Genomic DNA, 21,910 nt, shown 5'->3' with positions numbered 1-21,910 from the left:
AATTGGAGGTAAACAAATGAAAGTCATCGCAATGAATAGCAGTGCTAGAAAAGATGGAAATACAGCCATTGCTATCAACACAATATTTGAAGAACTTAATAAAGAAGGAATTGAAACTGAAATGATACAGCTTGCAAATACTATTATTAATCCTTGTATTGCATGCTGGGCATGTAGTCATCGAGGCAACTGTATAAATAAAAAAGATCAATTCCATGAAATTTTTGAAAAACTTAAAACTGCTGATGGCATTATACTCGCTTCACCAGTATATTCAGCTAATATTTCTGCCAATATGCAAGCCTTTTTAGAACGTGCTGCAGTCGTAACTGATATGAATCGTGATACAAATGATTTCAAATATAAAGTTGGTGCAGCTATTTGTGCAGCTCGTCGTAGTGGAGCAGTCAATACAGTTGATGCAATGAATCATTTCTTTTTAAATCATGAAATGTTTGTTGTTGGATCTACTTATTGGAATATGGTATATGGTCAAATGCCAGGTGATGTTCAAAATGATGAAGAAGGATTAGCAAATATGAAAAACATTGGTCAAAATATGGCTTATCTTTTGAATATCTTAGGAGGTTATAAAAATGAAAAAATCTAGATTTTTAAAAATAATTCTTTTCATTTCTTTTCTTGGAATCTTTACTGGCTGTCAAAATCCCACAAACAATATCGACCAAAATAAAAAACAAAGTGAGGTGAATAAAACTCAAGATATGGATACAAATGAAAAAACTTTAGTTGTTTATTTTTCTCAAACTGGAACAACCAAAAGATTGGCTGAATATGCAGCAGACATTCTCAATGCCGATATTTATGAAATTATTGCTGCTGAGCCTTACACCAAAGAGGATCTCGCATATTACACAAATGGCCGTGCTGATCAGGAACAAAGTGACCCTTCAGTTCGTCCTCAAATATCTGGTGAAATAAAAAATATGGAAGAATATGACAGAATAATTCTTGGTTATCCAATATGGCATAGTCAGGCACCTAAAATTATTATTACTTTTTTAGAAAAATATGATTTTTCCAAAAAAACAATTATCCCTTTCTGTACTTCACATAGTAGTGGGATTGGTTCAAGCGCAAGTCATTTACATGAATATACTGCTCCTACAACTACATGGCTTGAAGGAAAACGTTTTGGTGGAGAAACTTCAAAAAAAGAAATAGAAGAATTTCTTAATAATATTATTGATTAAAGGTTTATCAAACCATTTATACCCTACTTTTTTAATACTGATATACTTAAGAGGAACTAAAATTATTGTTTTAATACTTTAGTTCCTTTTTTACATTAAAGATTATAAAAAACAAAAAATATCGTTATGGATTGATTATAAATATTTAATCAGTTAACAAGAAAAACCTAATAATTATTTTGTTGTATAATTCTGTTTCCTATTTAAAAAAATATGCAAAAGCTAACTGCGCTCTTAGTATCATTCGATACTGATAAGAAGTCAATTTTATATAATTATCTTCATTTAAATAGTTTAAAAGCTGTTTTCTTTCTCTTTCTGGAACTTTATCTAATGCATCATTTATTTCTTTTGAAACACTGCTATTATTTTTAAACTTTTTTAAACAATCTACAGCTATAGCTTTCGCTGAGCTTATATCACTTCTTTTCTTTAATTCATATTTTTTTAATAATGTATAATCTTCTATATGATAGTTTATATCTTCATCCAGACATGCTAAAATCTCATATACATCTTTCAATATGTACCATATATTGTACTGTTCATCTTTCATTGGCTGAACTTTTTCATTGTTGAAATATATTCTAGTGATATACTAATTAGATTCATCGCACAAACAACTCAATAAATAATCATATTTTTGTACTAATGCAACATCTTCATCTTCACGAATTAAAGCATATAATATTTTATAAGCATTATACGTAATATGATCTGTTGTTACACTTATTAGAGAGGATGTGAAAGATGTTATACGATCCTCAAACTTTTGTGGCAAAGTCTTTAATTGTGCATATTTTTTTAAATTATATTTAACTTCTTGAATAGCCTCTTCTCTTTTAAGAGCAGTTTCTTTAACTTCGCTAATATACTCCATATTAAATTCGTCCAGATAAATGTAAAAAAAACGACAGTAACGAATGTTACTGCCGCTTTCTATGATTTTTCTTAGTGAACTCACCTAAAATAGTTCGGATAAATAGATATTTATATTGATTATATCAATACAATTTCTGTTTTTGAATAAATTGGTGCGGATGACAGGACTTGAACCTGCACGCCGAAGCACTAGATCCTAAGTCTAGCGTGTCTGCCAGTTTCACCACATCCGCAGCATATATTAAAATGGTGACCCGCAGGCGACTCGAACGCCTGACCCTCTGATTAAAAGTCAGATGCTCTACCGACTGAGCTAGCGGGTCTTATCTGGTGCCGGCTAAAGGACTTGAACCCTCAACCTACTGATTACAAGTCAGTTGCTCTACCAGTTGAGCTAAGCCGGCTTATAAATAAAAAATGGTGGAGGTTAACGGGCTCGAACCGCTGACCCTCTGCTTGTAAGGCAGATGCTCTCCCAACTGAGCTAAACCTCCAAAAAATATGGTGACCTGTACGGGATTCGAACCCGTGAATGCATGCGTGAAAGGCATGTGAGTTAACCGTTTCTCCAACAGGCCACAAAAATGGCGCTTGAAGTAGGACTCGAACCTACGACCGATCGGTTAACAGCCGATTGCTCTACCAACTGAGCTATTCAAGCATCTTGTTTGTGCTTAAATATATTATCACATCATACTCATTAATGCAAGTCTTTTTATAAAAAAAGAAGCCAATATTTTGACTTCTATACATATTCTCCATTTTTACCCCAATGATCATATTCTTCAATTGACATATATTGTTGGCAAACAGGTATTTTTGTAATTTCTTCTACCTCTTTCATTAATTTTTCAACAAACTCTTTTTTGTATGTGTATTCTATTTCATGAAATAATTGACATTCAATTTTCATACAATCTATTTCTTTTCCTTTAAAATACATAACTTGATTATCTTCAATATGAATCATGAGATTTTCTTCTTTTTTATTTGGTAAAATAGAGATAAGTTTACCAGCACTGCTTTTCAATGCCTTTTCTTGATTTAATGTTAATGTTTTTGTAGTTGTAAATGTTATAAATGGCATTTTTTATTCCTCCCGACTTTCTATTATATGTTAAAGTTCATAAAAAATATGACGAACTTTAATACATTTCATACATTAATTGACCTAATATTTGAACACCTGTTTTAATCTTTTCATTTGTAGGTGTAGAAAAGTTCATTCTGAAACTATGACATTCTTTCTGATCATCATCCAAGAATGCATTCCCAGGTACGACTGCTACTCTTTGAGCAAGTGCTTTTTTCACAAAATCCTGCATATTGATATGTTTTGGTAAAGTCACCCAAATAAACATACCACCTGTAGGAATTGTATATTCTACGGCTGGATGAAAATATTTTTTGATTTCCTGTAACATAAGTTCACATTTTGCCTGATATATTTTTTGAATAGATTGAATGTGCTGATCCATATCATATTCAGTTAAATATCTTGCCATGACTTTTTGAGCCCATAAATTAGAATGAACATCACTTGCTTGTTTAGCAACCGTAAATTTATTGATAATTTCTTGTGGTCCCATACAACATGCGATACGCATACCAGGTGCAATAATTTTAGATAAACTTGCTGCATAAATCACAAGACCATCTTGATCTAAAGATTTGATGGAAGGAATTGCTTCTCCTTCAAATCTTAAATCACCATATGGATTATCTTCTAATATAAGGACTTCATATTTTTTTGCTAACTCTAAAATTTTCTTTCTAACTTCTAATGACATTGTCATTCCTGTTGGATTTTGATAATTAGGAATGAGATACATGAATCGAGGCTTTGGTTTGGTTTGTAAGGCGTTTTCTAATGCTTCTAAGTCTAATTGTCCCTCTTTATATTCAACACCTCTTAAAAGCGCTCCTAATGATTTAAATGCATTAAGTGCTCCTAAAAAACTAGGATTTTCACAAATCACAACATCGCCTTCATTACATAAACATTTAGCAGCAAATTCCATAATTTGCTGTGATCCAGAAGTAATCAGCATTTTATCCCCATCTTTAAATGCTAATTCATTTCTATTAAAAAACTTAATTGATGCATCAATTAATCCTTGATCTCCTTCAGTAATCCCATACTGTAAAACACTAATAGGATCATTATGTAAAATTTCTGCTGAAATTTTCTCTATTTCTTTAACTGGAAAAGCCTCAGCAGCTGGATTTCCACCTGCAAAACTAATCATATCTGGATCTGCTGTAGCTTTTAAAATCTCTCTAATCGCTGATGCTTTGACATTTGACATTCTATTTGTAAAATGATATTCCATTCATTTCTACCCCCTCTTTATTAACTATTATTATAACGCAATTTTAAGATAATAACTAGATATTTGTTCCAACAAGCGATATAATAAAAATAGGTGGTGATCATGATGCAAGTTATATTCGTCGTTTTAAATAAGATAGATTGTTTAGATGATTTATTAGCTCGTTTAAAAAAAGCTGGTGTTACTGGTGGAACAATTGTTGAATCAACTGGAATGGTCAAATCATTAGATGAATCAGATGAAAGTTATCTATTAGGTTCACTTCGTCTTTTTCTAGAAAATCCACTTCCTGAAAGTCGTACGATTTTCTTTATAGTCAATGATGATCAGGTGGATTTAGTGAGAAAAACTGTTGATGATGCAGTTGGTGGTATTAACAATCCTCATACTGGTATCATCTTTGGTATGCCAATTAGTTTTGCAGATGGACTGATAAAAAAATAAAAGAAAGGCATTTAGGCTTAAACGTTAAAAAGGAATATTCATTTCATTGATAAGTTCACTGATATGAATAATTCCTTTTTTATTTTTATGAATCTTTTGATATTGAAGAAAGAAGATTCTCTTTTAATTGACTATGAATTGGAAAATATATAGTTGCAATAAAACATATTCCTAATGCAACGAGAACCATACTATTTATTGGTGAAAAAACAGTACTAATGATTTCATCATAATTTAAATTAGCCATTGCTAAATTGGATATATAGAATGATAAATAAAGTATAACTGCCAAAAGATAAATAATGATTCCATAAAACAAATGGATAAAATAAAGTTGTTTTTTTGTCATTCCAATTGCTCTATAAAGTCCTATTTCAGATTTTAAAGATAGAACTTTTATTTTTCTTTGTAAATATGTTAAAACCATTGTTCCTGTTAAGAATATAAAGAAAAATGAACAATCTTTTAAAATCATCTCAACATTCTGAATATGTTGTAATTGTAATTCAGTATATGTATCTTGATAATAACTATCTGGATATTTTTTCTTCATTTCAAATAATTCTTTTTTCAATGGAAACATAGCAGATTGATCATCAATATCAAAATAACATAACTGTTTTTGATTTTCAAAATACTTTTGATATGTTGAAGCATTGGTGATAGCTGTAAATGAATAATCAAAAAGCCTTTCTTCTTTTCGTATAACATTATCAAATTCAATCACTCCAACAATTTTAAACTCTGTATTAATTGTTTTACCTCTCTCTCTATTATGCTCATCAATATAAGAAATAGAAAGCGTATTGCCTACTTTAAGATCTTCATCCTGAACACTATTCTGACATTGAGAATGTTCAAGAGAAGTTCCATAACCGCCTTCATGTACTTGAATGCAAGGTTTAACAATTAAAATCTCATTATCATTTTCAGGAAAACGTCCTATAATGCCATTGTTATTCAAAACTTCTTTCACCATATTTTCATTTTCATAATAATAAATAGACATTCTCTGATATAAAGGAGAGTCATCATTCAATAATAAAGAATCATTTAATTTCCGATGAGAAATCATGCTTTTTTCATTCTCAATTCCTGGCCATGTTGCATAGATTTCCTGACTATGTATAATTTGAGACTCAACACCACTAAGATGTGATAAGTTATTAAGTTCAGTTTGTGAAAATTCTGCTGAATTGTTCTCCAAAATATAATCAAAATCATCTTCTTCATTCATAGAACGATTTGTATCTTTATATGATTCAACTGAAAGACTCATCAAATCACCTATCATAATACCAATAAATATAATCGCAACCAAAAGAAAAGATACCATTTTATGATTTGTAAATTCTTTAAAAGATAACGATAAGATATTGTTTTTTCGTATATTTCTGACCCGATGTTTTTTTACTTTTTGCTGAATCTTCCCACTTAATGGAACAAAATAAGCTTGAAAGGATGGAATGAATATACCTATTATTGACGTCAATAAACTTAGTGAAAATTGAATATAAAAAGTTTTATTGATCATAAATATAAACGGTGCATTCATCAATTGATGATAAGTATACAAAACAATGACACTCAAAAGAATACCAATACTTAAACCTACTAATAATGCGATAAAAATTAAGATAATCCCTTCATAAACAACCATTTTTTGAATTTGCTTAGAGGTTGCTCCAATAGCTCTCATCAATGTGAAATTCTCAGTCCTTTTTGCCATTGCAGAGACCATTGTTCCTAACACACCTACAAATCCGATAAAAACAATCAATCTTCTTAATATTTTTGTATAGTCTCCTTCATCATAGTGATGATTTAAATTTAAATAATAGTTGTAAGTCTTTATATTCAATTGCACTTCTGTTTCTAATTCTTTATCAACAATCTTATTCCATAGATTTAAATTATCTTGAGAATAAAGTAAAGCATCATACTGAGGTGATGTTATTTGGGTAGTTATGATATTCCCCAATGTAGTTGTATAAATCTGTGTATAATTACTAACAATCCCTACAATTTTATATTCTTTTGTCAATTCTTGGTCTTGATGGAGAGTTGTCAGTTCTAAGGTCTGATTGATTTTTTGAGGAATCCCCAGATTCATAAATTGGTCTTCTTCTAGAATAATTTCATCTTGCTGAACCGGCATTCTTCCATCTATCAGATTTAACTTTGCAAGTTTTTGAGCAGTATGATCTAAAGATGACATTGCGCCTACTTTTTGTCCCTGATAACGAACATCTCCTAAATCATAAACATATCCTACATCTATATCATCAGCTTTTAACTGCTGAATAACTGTATCATTAGAATTTTTAACAACAACACTCCATATTCCATATCTTTGATATCTTTCGCGATATCCGATGTCTTCATATGATGCAAAAAGAATTGAAATGACTGTTGATAAAACAAAGACCATCACTAAAGAAATAAAAATAAATTTATAAAACTTTTTTTGTTTACGAATATTATCAAAAGCAAGTTTTTGTAAATAATTATGTTTAAACATGTTGATCACCTACAATTTGACCATCCTCAATTGTAATGACTCGATCAGCCTTATTAGCCATCATAGCATCATGTGTAACCATAACAATTGTTTGATTATACTTACGTTGTGAAATTTTCAAAAGATCCATGACTTCTTCACTATTTTGTGAATCTAAATTCCCTGTTGGCTCATCTAATAAAATAATAGTTGGTTTAGATGCTAAAGCACGTGCAATAGCAACTCTTTGTTGCTGTCCTCCAGAAAGTTCATCAATATAAGAAAGCTTCTTATCTTCTAATCCTAGCATCTGAATAATATCTTCAACATACTCAGGATCTTCTTTTCTTCCATCTAAACGCATTGGCAAAATGATATTCTCATAGACATTTTGACTTGGTATTAGATTAAAGAATTGAAAAACAAAACCTATTTGCCTTCTTCTTAAAATGGTCAATTCATCGTCTTTTAAGTCATATAATGAGATATCCTGAATGACAACCTTTCCACCATCAGGTTTTTCCAATCCTCCCATAACATGTAGCAAAGTTGATTTTCCAGAGCCACTTTTCCCAATGATAGTCACAAAAGTTCCCTGTTCAATCTCTAAATCAACATTCTTTAAAGCATGTACAGCAGCCTCATTTTCCCCATACACTTTACTCACTTGATGCATTTTAACAACTGTTTCCATGTTTTCCACCTCCTATCTTTATTATGAATAGTCATTCTTACATTTTCATGACAGTTTTAATTTGTTATTTACCTGATATCGTGGAAAAAGAATTTCAAATACAACACCATCATTATCATTATAAGCCTGAATACTGCCATGATGTTTTTCTATAATTTCTTTTGATAGAGCTAATCCAATCCCAACGCCTTGTTGTTTTTGCGTATGATAAAATCTCTCAAAAATATGTGGCAGATCTTTTTCATGAATGGGTTCACCATCATTATAAATAAACACTTTTAAATACTGTTGATGTTCCTGAAATGTAATATCGATATGTGTACAATGATGTTCTAAAGAATTTTTCAATATATTTGATAAGGCTTCTTGAAGCCAACTTTCATCATAATAAAAACAGGTTTGGATATTTTCAATATGTATATCAGTATGTGTTTTTTCAATTAAAGATTGTAAAGACTGTAAGGATAATTGAATGACTTCTTGGATAGATTGATATTCAAATTCAAATTCAATTTGACTGCTTTGTAATTTTGCTAATGTTAAAAGACTGCTAATCAAGTATTTCATTTTTTCAAGTTGCTGATGAATTTCAATAAAATAGTTTTCTTGAATTTCTCCTTCTAACAAAAGATCATTATATATAGATATACTTGTAAGAGGTGTTTTTAACTGATGACAAATATCTTCAATTGTTTGTCGAAGTGTATTCTTTTCTTGCTGAATAACATCTTCATAAGCTGATGTTCTCTTTTTTAGACGCACCATTTCATCATACAGTAATCCTAAATCTCCATCTTTGATGATAGCTTGTTGGTCATCAGATGCATATGCAATCACTTCTCGCATTTCATGATACAAATGGCTAACTGTCTGATAAAAAACAAAGTAAAGACTTCCAATCAAAAAAATGCCAGAAATAAACATGATATCTCTTGAAAGACCAACTATATAAACAACAATAAATAAAAGCAAAATGATAATCGTCATATATTTCAATTTGATAAACTCTCTATTATTCGTCTTCATATAATACCTCTTTATTTAATCTATAACCAATTCCTCTCACTGTTTCTATATATGAATGTCCATGATATGTTCCTAATTTATCACGAAGTCTTTTCACATGGACTGAGAGTGTATTATCTTCTACAAAATCATTTTCTTGATCAATCGCTTCTAATAGCTGCTGACGTGTTAATACTTGGTTTTTATGAACCATCAGCATTTTTAATATATCAAAATCTATAGCGGATAGATGAATTTCCTGCTTATTCATAAAAACTTCTCTACGTTCCAAATCAATTTGTAAATCGCCTACAAGAATTTTCTCCTGCCAAGATTGAGTACGTCTTAAAAGTGCCTGCAGCCTTGCATAGAGTTCTTTAATACGAAAAGGCTTTGTCATATAATCATCACCACCACTATTTAATCCCTTGATTAACATATCTTCATTATCATTAGCGGTTAAAAATAAAATTGGTAATTGTGATTGTTTGCGTATATACTGACAAAGCTCAATACCATCACCATCAGGTAATTGAATATCTAATATAAGTATATCAAATGTCATATGCTGAAACATTCTGACTGCAATTTCATAACAGTCAGCGATTTCAATTTGATATTGTTTCATTTCTAATGCAACTTTTAATGACTTTGCTAAGGCAAAATCATCTTCTACTAATAAAATTTTCTTCATATTTATCACCATCTCTAATCATATTATATAATGATGACAATTTAATGACAAAAGAAAAAGAATGAATTCATCACTCTTTCCTACATAACCTCATTTTATGATCATAATACATACCTAAATCCTGCATAAGTTTTGTATTTAACTTCTGCCATTTCTGAGAATATTCATGATATTCTGGTGATAATTCACACATCGCTGGTAAAAAGATATCATTATATCCAACCTTTTGTAATTGTATTTTCAATTGTCTTTGCTGATACTGAATGATTTTAAATAAAATATGTTGTGACTTAAGATAATATGTTTCCATTAACTGCTTTGCTTTTTCATAAGCATCTTCATCATTTAAAAAGTCCTCTTTCATCTTTTCACTCTGATGAAAAGCTTCTATCATTGAAGTTTCTTTATTTCGATTAAGCCAAGCAACGAAGCGAATCCCCAATGGTAATTTTAATTCTGTATGATCCCAAAAGTTAATAATTGTTTGATAGGCTTTCGCCTGTTTGTCATTTTGAATTGAACCTTGTAAATAAGGTAAGAAATGCTGTATAAATAATTGTCCATATAAACCGGGAACTTGTTCTTGTATAGCCTTAGCAATATTCTGATAATCAATCTGTTCATCTAAAATACTCAAAGAAACATCTTGATCAATCATTTTTTTAAAATATTCAAGTTCCTTCTTCTGTAATTCATGTTCAGTCTTTTTATGATGATATATTGTATTTAAGATATCAATTTTTTCTTTATCATCAGCTTGGATAAGACGCTTAATTTCATGTATTTCGATATTTAATTTTCGATATAATGAAATCTCATGTAATCTTTCAATATCAAACTCATCAAAAATCCGATATCCATTTTTATCTTTTGAGATAGACAAAAGACCTTGTTTTTCATAATAATATATCGCTTTTTTCGTTAAATGTAACAAATCACAAACTTCTTGTATCTTCATTTTCTTTCACCCCCAAAATCAGTATAGACTATCACCTAAGGACATAGTCAATCAATTGTATCAAAAAAGAAAGAATAAATTATCCTTTCTTTAAATATTTCATAGCACCTTTTACAAATAGATCAAAACGTTGTTGACGTTTTGCAGGTTCTTCTTGTTGCCAAACATCAAAAATAATTTCTTTATGCTGATAAATGATTTCACATAGTTCATCAGCTTGATAAGAATAATCACATCTTAAATCCAATTGTTCGATTATTTTTTGATCTAAGAATTTATTATAATCATCTTTTTTTATATTTGTATTAATAATCATATCTTGACAGACACCATTGATACATTGGTAACATGGTTGACAAATATCATCTGCCTCAATTGTCAATGTTAATAATGTTTGAGGGCAACGAATTAATTCGTTTGCAACTCTGTAAAAATCATGATTCATCTTTTCATCAGGAACAAAAACTTCTAATCCAGAACCATATAATTTAATAATATCAATGAAATGATGCGGTTTTATTTTCAATTGCTTAATCCCCCTTCTTTAACAAGTTCCTTTTTAAGGTTTTGTAAATGTTCTATGCTTTCTCTTGTGAAAATATCTTCAGGATCAGCCGATCCTTCATTAGCAAGCATCACAAGAGAAATCCATACCAAAACATTATAAATATTAATCAATTGATTATCTTTAAAATTCTCCACTCTTTCTCTTGATAACCATTCAATTTCTTTCATATGATTTTCAACAAAATCATCTAATTCATTAATATAAGTATAACCCATATAATGAAATCTTTGAATGAGACGTGATTGTGAAATCAATTCAGAATCTCTTTCAAACTTAAATTGAAATTCACTATGTAACCTTTCTAAAATACCATTAATGCGTGGCGATGTATTTACATACTGAATTAAAGAATTCACATTAATATCCGTTTTTAATACTTTTTCAATATGAACGATCCCTTTATTATACTCATCCACTTCTTTTGCAATCTGTACAAACTCTTCATCCAATAATTCAAGTGATGCTGATAATCTGGTTAATCGTCTACGTATATCTTTAGGAATTTCATATTGTGATTTATATCCTAATCCATGTTCAATTTCAGCCCACGAATGCTGTAATGTTGTTCGAATTTGCAATTCAAAAATAATATCCTTATAAGCTGAATATTCAATTAACTGACATCTTTCATCATTAAATTTAATCAATAGATGTAAAGAGTTATAACCAAAATCAATGCGGTCATCATAATTTTTCTTTCTTTTATCATTATATTCAATCACTTCAAAGTTATCTTTTACACATTCATAAATACGATCCACATCATTTTCAAACAATGTAATAATACGACAAGCTACAACATCTGTAATTTCTTGAATGTCTTGATACTTATTCTTATAAGTAATTTTTTTCATCAATGCATCTTCTGTTTTAATGCGAATAGCCATATTAGAAATACGAAAATGATTTGTTTCAATTATACGTGTAAAAATATCATCTATATCATGTTTTAAAGATCTATATATATCTTGATTATCATGATATTGCTTGATAATTCTTTTAGCAGAATTATGCATGTTATCACCTCATGTTCTTATTATAAACATTCTATATGAAATATTCATGAACATTATTCAAATTCTTATTTTTATCGATGTACAAAAAAGAGTAGATTTCTCGGCTCTATAATTTAACTGGAGGATTTAAATAAATCTTTCAGTTTTATTTTTTATATAAAAATAGACATAACTATAACCTTACTGTAAAATTTATGTGCTAACTAAAATTCTTTGGAGGTTATATATTATGTCCACTTCTGATTATATCAATCTTATTCTTGAAATTCTACAAATTAATCATTTTTCTCATCTTTTTATTCCTGCTCCCTTTGATGATTCTTCTTCATGTCTTAAAAAAGTTCCTGATTCTAACGGTGTTCTCACTTTATTCATCCATCTTAAATCTCAAGTCTCTCCTCTTGTCTGTCCTCACTGCGGTTCATATAATCATCACATATCTAAAGGAACAAGATCTATCAATCTTAAGCATTTCTCCTTTGGCTCTCTCCCTGTCGTTCTTGTGGTTTCCTATCACAGATATATTTGTCATGACTGTTCTTCCTATTTCGTTGAAGATATTCCTTTTCAGTTTTACAATAGAAAGGCTACTATTCCTAATGTTCAGTCCGCTCTTTTTGAATTGAATGAAAATCATTCTATGGCTTCCATCTCCAGAATGCATGGCCTTGGTAAAAATACTATGTATCGCATCTTCAGTGAAAATATCCATATTCCTGATAGATTCTATCATCTTTCCTCTGTTATCTCTATTGATGAATTTAAGGCTACCAGCGATAAGGGAACTTATGCTTTTAATATAGTCAATCCTATCACTGGTAAAACTCTTGATATTATCGAAGATAGAAAAGCTTCCTTCCTGAAAAACTATTTCCTTAGGTTTCCCTTCTCTGAAAGAAAGAAGGTTAAGTTTATCATTATGGATCTTTCTGGTCCTTTTTACTGTATTATGCATTCTCTTTTCCCTCATGCCCAGATTATATGTGACAGGTTTCATTACGTCAGACTTGCTGGTCAGAATTTTATCCAGTCAAGACTCGATGCCTGTTCTTCTCTTCACTATCAGCCATTAGCTAAATCTATCAAAAGACAGCTTCGATTATTCTATAAATTCAGAAAAGATCTGGATAATGAAAAGACATGGTATGATTTTCATCTGAAAAGATACTTTACCTGTGCTTCCTATATTGATTATCTTTATGATCTTAGTGAAAGAAGAAATGATAAAGACTGTGATGATAATACTATGTTCGATTCTCTTGTCATTTTAGAAATGCTTGATAACTATGAAATTTATCAGAATCTATTGAAACTTATACATGAAAAACATAATGACTACAAAAAAGAATTAAACAGATGGCTTGATTATATCTTTGATACTCAAAATAGTTATTATCAGATAACTGCTAAAAACTTTAGAAAGAGATGGTTTATTCCTCTTTTATGTTCATTATCCTATACAACCATATACAAAAGAAGAAACAGATCATATAGAACGAGCTTTAATAATGGATTCATTGAAGGAATGAATAATAAAATCAAACTTGTCAAAAGGAATGCATATGGTTTCAGATATTTCTACAATTTAAGAAAACGCATATTTTTACATCTTGGATATAGTTATACTTTTACTTATAAAGACAGAAAAAAAGGAATCCCTATTTTTCAATAGTTATTCCTTTATCCTCCACTCTTGACACAGAGCCGATTTCTCTACTCCACTTGAAATTCATCAACCTTTTGTCCTTTTAAATGAACATAAACAATACCAATGATTCCAACAACTAAAAAGACAATAGATATTAGCTGAGCCATTCGGATGGGTCCAAACATCAAACTATCCGTTCTTAATCCTTCTACAAAAAATCTAACAACACCATATAACACAAAATAACTAAAGAATTGAATACCAATATGTTTTTGAAATCTTCTTATGACAAAGATAATCAATAAAAAGGCAATCAAATTTCCAACTGATTCATATAAGAAAGTTGGATGATGATAAGCACCTCCAATATACATATTGTCAATGATAAATTGTGGTAAATGTAAAGATTGAAGGAAATTCAAACTGACTTCACCACCAAAAGCTTCATGATTAAAGAAATTCCCCCATCTCCCACAAGCTTGCGCAATCAAAACTCCAGGCATAATCGCATCACCTGCAACCAAGAAAGGAATATTCCTTTTTTTAAAGAAGAAATAACTATAAATCAATCCTGTAAAGATCCCACCTTGAATCGCTAATCCGCCATGCCAAATAGCAAAAATTTCCATTGGATTAGCAGCATACATCTCATTGTATGTGAAAATGACATACCAAATTCTCGCCCCAATAATACCAATAAATAATAATGCAAAGAAATAATCTGATAAGATTTCTTTATCATACCCTAACTGTTTAAATCGATACTGTCCTAAAAAATATGCAAAACATGCTCCACATAAAATCACAATCGCATACCATTGAATATGGAAAGGACCTATAGATATAAATGTAGAAAAATCTTCAAAAAATATCATGATGATTTACTCTTAATGTTATCAAGAATACGATTTACAAATTCTTTACTTGAATCAAAACCAGAATCTTTCAATTGCATATTCATAACAGCCGCTTCAATGATAGCTGACATGCTTCTTCCACCCGTTACTGGGACAACAATTTTAGGGATTTGTACTGTCAAAATTTCTTCAGTAACATCATCTTCTTCAACACCAATTCTTGTATATTCACGAGATGGTAACCATCTATCTAACTGAATAATCAAATCAACATTATCTTTTGGTAAAATGGATGCAACTCCAAACATCTTTGAAACATCAATAACACCAATTCCTCTTATTTCTAATAAATTCCTTAAAACCTCTGGTGCTCTGCCTACAATTCCCTGTCCAATATGATAAAGTTCAATAGCATCATCAGCAATTAACAAATGTCCTCTTTTTATCAACTCTAAAGCAATTTCAGACTTACCAATTCCACTATCTCCTCGAATCACAACACCTTTTCCATAGATATTCAAGAACACACCATGAATTAAAGTTTCAGCAGCTAATGCTTCATCCAAAGTCCCTGTAAGATCAATAGAAACACGTCCTGTTGCCTGCTTTGTTTCAAAAATTGGAAAATTACGCTTTGATGCAATATTTTTCAATATCTCAGGACATTCATATCCTTTTGCAATAATAATGCATGGTGTTTCATCATTAGCCAATTTAGAAAAACAAGCCAGTTGCGCTTCTTTACTCATTTCACGAACAAATGCAATTTCTTTTTCTCCAAAAAGAATAATTCTTCGAAAATCAGTATGTTTAAAAAATCCTGCTAATTCAAAACCTGGTCGATTCATTTCAGCTACGAAAATCTCTCTTTCAAGTGATCTTTCGTCACCTGAAACTTGAACATAACTCGGTGATTTTAATAAATCTTTCAATTTGACTGATTTACCCATATAATTCCTCCTACTCTAACACTTTCTTAAGAAAACGTCCTGTGTGACTTTCTTCGTTTTTAGCAACTTTTTCAGGCGTACCTGATACTACAATTGTACCACCATTGTCGCCACCTTCCAATCCTAAATCGATAATATGATCAGCAACTTTAATCACATCTAAATTATGTTCAATCACAATGACAGTATCTCCCTGATCAACAATACGATTTAAGACTTCAATTAAACGTGCGACATCATGACTATGCAATCCAGTTGTTGGCTCATCAAGAATATAAACAGTCTTTCCAGTAGCTCTCTTTTGAAGTTCACTCGCTAGTTTTACACGCTGAGCTTCTCCGCCAGAAAGTGTTGTTGCACTTTGTCCTAATTTCACATATCCTAATCCTACATCATGAATTGTCTGTAGTTTAGAACGAATACGAGGTAAATTATCAAAAAATTCCAATGAATCCTCTATTGTCATTTCCAAAACATCATAAATTGTCTTATCTTTATATGTAACTTGTAAAGTCTCTTCATTATAACGTTTACCACCACATTCTTCACATGGTACATAAACATCAGGTAAGAAATGCATACTTATACGTTTTACACCATCTCCCTGACACGCTTCACAACGTCCACCTTTTACATTAAATGAAAAACGTCCTTTATCATAACCTCTCATTTTGGCTTCTGGTGTTTTGGCAAATAGGTCACGAATATCATCAAATACACCAGTATATGTGACAGGATTCGAACGTGGTGTTCTCCCAATTGGATCTTGTGAAACTTCAATAACCTTATCTACATTATCCAAACCAAGTATATCCTTGTGTTTTCCTGGTTTCTCTTTTGAATGATAAAGTTTTGAACGAACTGCCTTACATAGAATTTCATTCACCAACGTTGACTTTCCACTACCTGAAACCCCCGTCACACAAACAAATTTACCTAATGGAAATTTCACATTAATATTTTTAAGATTATTTTCTTGTGCACCTTTAATTTCTATAAATAAACCATTTCCTTTACGACGCTTTTTAGGAACAGGAATCTGATATTCACCAGATAAATATTTTCCAGTGATCGAATGAGGATTATGCATAATTTCTTCTGGAGTACCAGTCGCAATAACTTCACCACCATGAACTCCCGCTCCTGGTCCAATATCAATGATATAATCAGATGCACGCATAGTATCTTCATCATGTTCTACTACAATCACGCTATTACCTAGATCTCGCATATTACATAGTGTTTTAATTAATTTTTCATTATCTCGCTGATGTAAACCAATTGATGGTTCATCTAAAACATAAAGGACACCTGTTAAACGTGAACCAATCTGTGTTGCCAAACGGATACGTTGTGCTTCTCCACCAGATAATCCCCCAGCTCTTCTTGAAAGTGTTAAATAGCCTAATCCAACATCATTCAAAAAAGTTAAACGATCCTTAATTTCCTTAATAATTAATCTTGCAATATTTGTTTCAGTCTCATTTAATTTTAATTCCTGAATAAAAACAAGAGCTTTTTCAATTGACATATCTGTAAACTCACTAATATTCAATCCACCAACTTGAACACTTAAAACCTGATCATTTAAACGTCTTCCCTGACAAGTTGGACATGTATGTTCAGCCATAAAAGAAGCGTACCATTCCTTTGACCATGCTGATGTTGTTTCTTCATATCTTCTTTCAATAAGGGTTTTGACACCTTCAATATATTTTGTCGTTTTAGAAACATTTCCTGAACTTGATTGAATTGTATAAGTAATAGGACGATCTGATCCTCTTAAAATAATATTCAATTCTTTCTTAGAAAAATCTTTAAGCGGTTTATCTAAATCAATATGATACTCACGACATAAAACAAGAAATCTTTGCCATTCAATACGATCCGTTCCAACAGATGTCTTAAAATAACGTAATCCACCTTGATTAATACTTAAAGACCAATCAGGAATCAATAAATCATCATCAACTTCATTTTTCACACCAATTCCTTTACAATCCGGACAAGCTCCTAACGGATTATTAAAAGAAAACAATCGTGGTTCTAGTTTTGGAACACTAAATCCACAATGTGGACATGCCAAATGTTGTGAAAATAATTTTTCTGTCTTTTCATTTAAATTTTCAACAATCGCTTCTCCACCAGTTAATTTCAAAGCGGTTTCCAAAGAATCTGCTAAACGTGAACGATAACCTTCTTTTTTTACAATTCTATCAACTACAACATCAATATTATGTTTCTTATTTTTATCTAAAACAATTTCTTCTTCTAATAATTTTGTTTCACCATCAACTTTAACTCTAACAAAACCATCTTTCATTAAGTCCTCTAATAAATCTTTATGAGTTCCTTTTTGATTTTTACACATTCTTGCTAGTACTTGTAACTTTGTCCCATCTTCATAAGTATCAACAGTATCGACCATTTGTTTTATCGTTTGTGATTCAATTAATACATGATGTTCAGGACAATAAGCATGTCCAACTCTTGCATAAAGCAATCTCAAATAATCAAATATTTCAGTCACTGTTCCCACTGTAGAACGTGGGTTATTAGAAGTTGTTTTTTGATCAATCGCTATAGAAGGAGATAATCCCTCGATACTATCAACATCAGGTTTCTCAACTCCACCTAAAAATTGTCTCGCATAAGCGCTTAAAGATTCAACATAACGTCTCTGTCCTTCAGCATAAATCGTATCAAAAGCTAATGATGTTTTACCACTTCCAGATAATCCTGTCATAATCACAAGTTTATCACGTGGAATTTCAACATCAATATTCTTTAAATTATTGACTCTAGCTCCTTTGATAATAATTTTATCTTTTATCATACTTTTTCTTTAAACTCCTTAATATTCTCTCTTTATCCAATCCCTGAAGTTGTAAATCATAAGCTTCATTCAATATAACTTTAAACTTCTTTTCATTGGTCAATCCAATCTCTAACAAATCAAACCCACTCACCAAAGCTACTGGAGCATGATCTGATAATCGTTCTCTTTTATCTTTAATAAACTCTAAAAATGCATCATATTGAGATTGTGCAACTTTGCCTCGACCTAATTTATCACAACAACTCATATAGACTAAATCATTCATTGAAACTTTTCCTTCAATCTTTTTCAGCAATCGTAAATAAGAAATATCCCTACCATGATTTCGCGCCATATTCATAAGATGCATATGATACATGATCATCGTTGAAATATATTGTCGTTGCTTTTTTGAAGTAATCAAATCAACCTGTTTAAATACGTCTACACCTGCCTCATTATGACCAGGTGCATGACCATCCGATGTTGTTACTATAGGTTTACCAATATCATGTAGTAAACATGACCACATAAAAGATAACGGTTCATCTATTTTATCTTTACTGAGTGCCGCTATATCTAAAACTAGCATAGTATGAGTAAAAACATCTCCTTCTGGATGATAATCAAGACGCTGTCCTGTTGTCGTTAAAGCCTCAAGATATATTGGCAAAGCCTTGATATCTCTTAGAAACTCAAAGCCAATTGAAGGTTTAGGCGACATCAAAATCTTGCAATATTCATGATAAACACGCTCAATTGAAAGATGTTTTAGCATACCCTCTTTTACCATTTCCTGACACAATTGAAATGTTTGAGAATCAATTGACATTTGAAATCTCGCAGCAAATTGAGCAATTCTTAATACTCTTAATGGATCTTCTTTAAATGTATCAGGATTAACACAACGAATCAGTCTATTTTGAATATCTGAAATACCTCCACACATATCAATAATTTTTTTCTGATGATAATCATACATTAACGCATTCATTGTTAAATCCCGTCGTTGAATAGCTTTTTCTATAGGTAAATCAGGTTCAATCATGATTTCAAAATCCTGATGTCTATTTCCGTTTTTTAATTCTTTACGAGGCAATGCAAAATCATATCCTGGTAATTCTTTTAGCTGCATAATGGCAAATGATACACCAAAGGTATTTACCTGTCCATGATGTGATAAAACATCATATAACTGCTGACATGTCATATGATAGACTTCAACATCAATATCCTGTTCATCATGAATATCTAAAATATCATCACGAACACTTCCACCAACAATATAGACATATCCACCATTTTGAATAATATCATCAAAAACAGTCTTAGCAAGTATACTCAATTCCATTACTTTTCACCTTTTAATTCCATAATAATATCTCTTAATTCCATAGCACGTTCAAAATCAAGAATCTTAGCAGCCTGTTTCATTTCTTTTTCAAGATCATCAATTAATTTCTTCTTTGCTTTCTTATCAGCTTTTTTACCTTTTTGAAGCAATGATGTTGCTTCATCAACTGTTTCTTTACCTTGTATTAAGTCTCTTATCTCTTTATGAATTGTTTGTGGTGTAATGTGATGTTCCTTATTATATGCTTCTTGAATTTCTCGACGGCGTGATGTTTCATCCAATGCCTTACGCATCGAATCAGTAATATGATCTCCATACATAATAACTTTTCCATGTGCATTTCTTGCCGCACGTCCAATAGTCTGAATTAAAGAACGTTCACTTCTTAAGAAACCTTCCTTATCAGCATCAAGAATACACACCAAAGAAACTTCTGGTAAATCTAACCCTTCTCTTAAAAGATTAATACCAACCAAAACATCATATTTTCCTAATCTTAAATCCCTCAATATTTCTGTTCTCTCTAAGGTTTTGGTATCTGAGTGCAAGTAAGCAACCTTTAATCCTACTTCTTTTAAATATGCACTCAAATCCTCAGCCATTCTTTTCGTTAAAGTTGTAATTAAAACTCTTTCATTCTTTTCAATACGATCATTAATTTCGCTAATAATATCATCTATTTGATTCTTAGATGGACGAACTTCAATCACTGGATCTAAAAGACCAGTTGGTCGAATGATCTGTTCAGCATACTCACCATGTGTTTTTTCTAATTCATAATCACCAGGTGTTGCGGAAACATAAATGACCTGATTAATAATTTTCTCAAATTCTTCAAAACGCAAAGGTCTATTATCTAAAGCACTTGGTAGACGAAATCCATATTCAACAAGTGTTTCTTTACGACTACGATCACCATTAAACATTCCTCGAACTTGTGGCAACATCACGTGACTTTCATCCACTATCATTAAAAAATCCTTTGGGAAGTAATCAATTAATGTATAAGGTCTTTGTCCAGCTTGACGTCCATCAATATGTCGAGAATAGTTTTCGATTCCTGGACACATACCAACTTCCCTTAACATTTCAATATCATGACGGGTACGCTGATCTAATCGTTCATACTCTAAGGGTTTCATACCCTCCTCAAAATATTGCAAACGCTCTTTCAGTTCAGCTGAAATTGTTTCACATGCATGTAACATCTGTTCTCTTTTTGTAACATATCCATAAGCAGGATAAATAGTATATGTATGATAGCTTCCTAAAACTTTTCCTGTTAAAGGATCAACTTCACTGATACGTTCAACTTCATCACCAAAAAGTTCAATACGAATTAACCAACTTTCTGTATGTCCTGGCACAATTTCTATAACATCTCCACGAACTCTAAATGTTCCTTTTGATTGCTCAATATCATTTCTTTGATACTGACGATCAACTAAATAAATCAATAATTCTTTACGATCAATTTCCTGCCCTACTCGTAAAGAAAAAATCATTTCCTTATATTGTTCTGGATTTCCCAGTCCATAAATAGAAGCTACAGATGCCACGACAATTGTATCTCTTCTTTCCAACAAAGAATTCATTGCAGCAGAACGTAACATCTCAATCTCATAATTGGTTTGTGCATTTTTATCAATATAAACATCACTTTTAGGAATATATGCTTCTGGCTGATAAAAATCAAAGTTTGAAACAAAATATTCAACTCTATTTTCAGGAAAAAATTCTTTTAATTCAGAATATAATTGTCCTGCTAAAGTCTTGTTATGGGCTAAAACCAAAGTTGGCTTATTCACTTGAGCAATCACATTAGAAACAGTAAAAGTCTTACCTGTCCCTGTACCACCCAATAATACCTGTTCTTTTTTCCCTGCCTGAATACCTTCAACCAATTGTTTAATAGCCGTTGGCTGATCACCCATTGGTGAATACTGCGAAACAAGTTTAAACTTCTCCATTTCTA

20 protein-coding genes and 6 tRNA genes are annotated in these 21,910 nt (G+C 31.1%); 4 read left to right on the top strand and 22 right to left on the bottom strand.

What is annotated here, in order from left to right; translation table 11 throughout:
- Nucleotides 1-16: 16 nt before the first annotated feature.
- Together BN1865_RS15650 and BN1865_RS15645 are read left to right on the top strand one after the other, a co-directional pair.
- Complete coding sequence (locus tag BN1865_RS15650) at nucleotides 17-610, top strand: flavodoxin family protein (RefSeq protein ID WP_050638186.1); 594 nt, start codon at nucleotides 17-19, stop codon at nucleotides 608-610.
- Nucleotides 597-1,214 carry a flavodoxin gene (locus BN1865_RS15645; protein WP_050638185.1) on the top strand — a complete coding sequence of 206 codons (618 nt, stop codon included), beginning with the start codon at nucleotides 597-599 and terminating at the stop codon, nucleotides 1,212-1,214. Before BN1865_RS15650 ends, BN1865_RS15645 begins: the two co-directional genes overlap by 14 nt.
- Before the next feature lie 199 nt (nucleotides 1,215-1,413).
- Here BN1865_RS15645 and BN1865_RS15640 read toward each other — a convergent pair whose 3' ends face one another.
- The 10 genes from BN1865_RS15640 to BN1865_RS15595 form a co-directional block, all read right to left on the bottom strand.
- Nucleotides 1,414-1,770, bottom strand: a complete 357-nt coding sequence (locus BN1865_RS15640; protein WP_050638184.1) for a hypothetical protein — start codon at nucleotides 1,768-1,770, stop codon at nucleotides 1,414-1,416.
- Nucleotides 1,771-1,812: 42 nt separating this feature from the next.
- Entirely contained in the window at nucleotides 1,813-2,094 is a 282-nt protein-coding gene (locus tag BN1865_RS15635; RefSeq protein WP_050638183.1) for a hypothetical protein, read from the bottom strand.
- Nucleotides 2,095-2,246: 152 nt separating this feature from the next.
- Nucleotides 2,247-2,329, bottom strand: a tRNA-Leu gene (locus BN1865_RS15630).
- A gap of 14 nt (nucleotides 2,330-2,343) precedes the next feature.
- Nucleotides 2,344-2,419 (bottom strand) — tRNA-Lys (locus BN1865_RS15625).
- Nucleotides 2,420-2,424: 5 nt separating this feature from the next.
- Nucleotides 2,425-2,500, bottom strand: a tRNA-Thr gene (locus BN1865_RS15620).
- A gap of 14 nt (nucleotides 2,501-2,514) precedes the next feature.
- A tRNA-Val gene (locus BN1865_RS15615) sits at nucleotides 2,515-2,590 on the bottom strand.
- A gap of 8 nt (nucleotides 2,591-2,598) precedes the next feature.
- Nucleotides 2,599-2,674 (bottom strand) — tRNA-Glu (locus BN1865_RS15610).
- A gap of 7 nt (nucleotides 2,675-2,681) precedes the next feature.
- Nucleotides 2,682-2,757 (bottom strand) — tRNA-Asn (locus BN1865_RS15605).
- A gap of 84 nt (nucleotides 2,758-2,841) precedes the next feature.
- Nucleotides 2,842-3,183, bottom strand: a complete 342-nt coding sequence (locus BN1865_RS15600; RefSeq protein WP_050638182.1) for a hypothetical protein — start codon at nucleotides 3,181-3,183, stop codon at nucleotides 2,842-2,844.
- A gap of 58 nt (nucleotides 3,184-3,241) precedes the next feature.
- Complete coding sequence (locus tag BN1865_RS15595) at nucleotides 3,242-4,429, bottom strand: aminotransferase-like domain-containing protein (RefSeq protein ID WP_050638181.1); 1,188 nt, start codon at nucleotides 4,427-4,429, stop codon at nucleotides 3,242-3,244.
- A 105-nt stretch (nucleotides 4,430-4,534) separates the two neighbouring features.
- Here BN1865_RS15595 and BN1865_RS15590 point away from each other — a divergent pair, with 105 nt between their 5' ends.
- Nucleotides 4,535-4,873, top strand: a complete 339-nt coding sequence (locus BN1865_RS15590) for a hypothetical protein (protein ID WP_050638180.1) — start codon at nucleotides 4,535-4,537, stop codon at nucleotides 4,871-4,873.
- Nucleotides 4,874-4,958: 85 nt separating this feature from the next.
- On the opposite strand, the gene BN1865_RS15585 is transcribed toward BN1865_RS15590, so the two are convergent.
- The 7 genes from BN1865_RS15585 to BN1865_RS15555 form a co-directional block, all read right to left on the bottom strand.
- Nucleotides 4,959-7,394 (bottom strand): ABC transporter permease, encoded by a 2,436-nt coding sequence (locus BN1865_RS15585; protein ID WP_050638179.1) that lies wholly within the window; start codon nucleotides 7,392-7,394, stop codon nucleotides 4,959-4,961.
- Nucleotides 7,387-8,067 (bottom strand): ABC transporter ATP-binding protein, encoded by a 681-nt coding sequence (locus BN1865_RS15580; protein WP_050638178.1) that lies wholly within the window; start codon nucleotides 8,065-8,067, stop codon nucleotides 7,387-7,389. The genes BN1865_RS15585 and BN1865_RS15580 overlap by 8 nt, the downstream gene beginning before the upstream one ends.
- A gap of 45 nt (nucleotides 8,068-8,112) precedes the next feature.
- The gene (locus BN1865_RS15575; protein ID WP_050638177.1) at nucleotides 8,113-9,093 is read right to left on the bottom strand and encodes a sensor histidine kinase; all 981 of its coding nucleotides are present in this window, start codon (nucleotides 9,091-9,093) and stop codon (nucleotides 8,113-8,115) included.
- The gene (locus tag BN1865_RS15570) at nucleotides 9,080-9,766 is read right to left on the bottom strand and encodes a response regulator transcription factor (RefSeq protein WP_050638176.1); all 687 of its coding nucleotides are present in this window, start codon (nucleotides 9,764-9,766) and stop codon (nucleotides 9,080-9,082) included. Before BN1865_RS15570 ends, BN1865_RS15575 begins: the two co-directional genes overlap by 14 nt.
- A gap of 70 nt (nucleotides 9,767-9,836) precedes the next feature.
- Nucleotides 9,837-10,724: a MerR family transcriptional regulator gene (locus BN1865_RS15565; protein WP_050638175.1), complete on the bottom strand. Its 888-nt coding sequence runs from the start codon at nucleotides 10,722-10,724 to the stop codon at nucleotides 9,837-9,839.
- A gap of 79 nt (nucleotides 10,725-10,803) precedes the next feature.
- Nucleotides 10,804-11,250 (bottom strand): DUF1284 domain-containing protein, encoded by a 447-nt coding sequence (locus BN1865_RS15560; RefSeq protein WP_232780419.1) that lies wholly within the window; start codon nucleotides 11,248-11,250, stop codon nucleotides 10,804-10,806.
- The gene (locus tag BN1865_RS15555; RefSeq protein ID WP_050638173.1) at nucleotides 11,247-12,308 is read right to left on the bottom strand and encodes a GTP pyrophosphokinase; all 1,062 of its coding nucleotides are present in this window, start codon (nucleotides 12,306-12,308) and stop codon (nucleotides 11,247-11,249) included. The genes BN1865_RS15560 and BN1865_RS15555 overlap by 4 nt, the downstream gene beginning before the upstream one ends.
- A gap of 229 nt (nucleotides 12,309-12,537) precedes the next feature.
- On the opposite strand from BN1865_RS15555, the gene BN1865_RS18115 reads away from it, so the two are divergent.
- Nucleotides 12,538-13,980, top strand: coding sequence for an ISL3 family transposase (locus BN1865_RS18115; protein ID WP_050636206.1), 1,443 nt, complete (start codon nucleotides 12,538-12,540; stop codon nucleotides 13,978-13,980).
- 41 nt (nucleotides 13,981-14,021) lie between these two features.
- Here the strand turns inward: BN1865_RS18115 and lgt are convergent, their stop codons facing one another.
- From lgt to uvrB, 5 genes are read right to left on the bottom strand one after another with little or no spacing between them, the layout of a single operon-like run.
- The gene (gene lgt / locus BN1865_RS15540) at nucleotides 14,022-14,831 is read right to left on the bottom strand and encodes a prolipoprotein diacylglyceryl transferase (RefSeq protein ID WP_050638172.1); all 810 of its coding nucleotides are present in this window, start codon (nucleotides 14,829-14,831) and stop codon (nucleotides 14,022-14,024) included.
- Entirely contained in the window at nucleotides 14,828-15,763 is a 936-nt protein-coding gene (hprK, locus tag BN1865_RS15535) for an HPr(Ser) kinase/phosphatase (protein ID WP_050638171.1), read from the bottom strand. Before hprK ends, lgt begins: the two co-directional genes overlap by 4 nt.
- A 10-nt stretch (nucleotides 15,764-15,773) precedes the next feature.
- Nucleotides 15,774-18,599 (bottom strand): excinuclease ABC subunit UvrA, encoded by a 2,826-nt coding sequence (gene uvrA / locus BN1865_RS15530; RefSeq protein ID WP_050638170.1) that lies wholly within the window; start codon nucleotides 18,597-18,599, stop codon nucleotides 15,774-15,776.
- A complete protein-coding gene (locus BN1865_RS15525; protein WP_050638169.1) occupies nucleotides 18,586-19,932 on the bottom strand; it encodes a CCA tRNA nucleotidyltransferase in 1,347 nt (448 codons plus the stop codon). The genes uvrA and BN1865_RS15525 overlap by 14 nt, the downstream gene beginning before the upstream one ends.
- Nucleotides 19,932-21,905, bottom strand: a complete 1,974-nt coding sequence (gene uvrB, locus BN1865_RS15520) for an excinuclease ABC subunit UvrB (protein WP_050638168.1) — start codon at nucleotides 21,903-21,905, stop codon at nucleotides 19,932-19,934. Before uvrB ends, BN1865_RS15525 begins: the two co-directional genes overlap by 1 nt.
- Between the last annotated feature and the right edge of the window lie 5 nt (nucleotides 21,906-21,910).

The organism is Candidatus Stoquefichus sp. SB1 (assembly GCF_001244545.1).
Taxonomy (GTDB): domain Bacteria; phylum Bacillota_I; class Bacilli_A; order Erysipelotrichales; family Coprobacillaceae; genus Stoquefichus.
The sequence above is the reverse complement of the archived record's forward strand: the minus strand, read 5'-3'. Positions and strand labels throughout refer to the sequence as shown.

Bases quoted from the DNA above. Each gene is read 5' to 3' on its own strand.
- BN1865_RS15580 (WP_050638178.1), bottom strand. From the start codon at position 8,067: ATGGAAACAGTTGTTAAAATGCATCAAGTGAGTAAAGTGTATGGGGAA.
- BN1865_RS15635 (WP_050638183.1), bottom strand. From the start codon at position 2,094: ATGGAGTATATTAGCGAAGTTAAAGAAACTGCTCTTAAAAGAGAAGAG.
- BN1865_RS15555 (WP_050638173.1), bottom strand. From the start codon at position 12,308: ATGCATAATTCTGCTAAAAGAATTATCAAGCAATATCATGATAATCAA.
- BN1865_RS15570 (WP_050638176.1), bottom strand. From the start codon at position 9,766: ATGAAGAAAATTTTATTAGTAGAAGATGATTTTGCCTTAGCAAAGTCA.
- BN1865_RS15650 (WP_050638186.1), top strand. From the start codon at position 17: ATGAAAGTCATCGCAATGAATAGCAGTGCTAGAAAAGATGGAAATACA.
- BN1865_RS15585 (WP_050638179.1), bottom strand. From the start codon at position 7,394: ATGTTTAAACATAATTATTTACAAAAACTTGCTTTTGATAATATTCGT.
- BN1865_RS15590 (WP_050638180.1), top strand. From the start codon at position 4,535: ATGCAAGTTATATTCGTCGTTTTAAATAAGATAGATTGTTTAGATGAT.
- BN1865_RS15595 (WP_050638181.1), bottom strand. From the start codon at position 4,429: ATGGAATATCATTTTACAAATAGAATGTCAAATGTCAAAGCATCAGCG.
- lgt (WP_050638172.1), bottom strand. From the start codon at position 14,831: ATGATATTTTTTGAAGATTTTTCTACATTTATATCTATAGGTCCTTTC.
- BN1865_RS18115 (WP_050636206.1), top strand. From the start codon at position 12,538: ATGTCCACTTCTGATTATATCAATCTTATTCTTGAAATTCTACAAATT.
- hprK (WP_050638171.1), bottom strand. From the start codon at position 15,763: ATGGGTAAATCAGTCAAATTGAAAGATTTATTAAAATCACCGAGTTAT.
- uvrB (WP_050638168.1), bottom strand. From the start codon at position 21,905: ATGGAGAAGTTTAAACTTGTTTCGCAGTATTCACCAATGGGTGATCAG.
- uvrA (WP_050638170.1), bottom strand. From the start codon at position 18,599: ATGATAAAAGATAAAATTATTATCAAAGGAGCTAGAGTCAATAATTTA.
- BN1865_RS15600 (WP_050638182.1), bottom strand. From the start codon at position 3,183: ATGCCATTTATAACATTTACAACTACAAAAACATTAACATTAAATCAA.
- BN1865_RS15565 (WP_050638175.1), bottom strand. From the start codon at position 10,724: ATGAAGATACAAGAAGTTTGTGATTTGTTACATTTAACGAAAAAAGCG.
- BN1865_RS15575 (WP_050638177.1), bottom strand. From the start codon at position 9,093: ATGAAGACGAATAATAGAGAGTTTATCAAATTGAAATATATGACGATT.
- BN1865_RS15640 (WP_050638184.1), bottom strand. From the start codon at position 1,770: ATGAAAGATGAACAGTACAATATATGGTACATATTGAAAGATGTATAT.
- BN1865_RS15525 (WP_050638169.1), bottom strand. From the start codon at position 19,932: ATGGAATTGAGTATACTTGCTAAGACTGTTTTTGATGATATTATTCAA.
- BN1865_RS15645 (WP_050638185.1), top strand. From the start codon at position 597: ATGAAAAAATCTAGATTTTTAAAAATAATTCTTTTCATTTCTTTTCTT.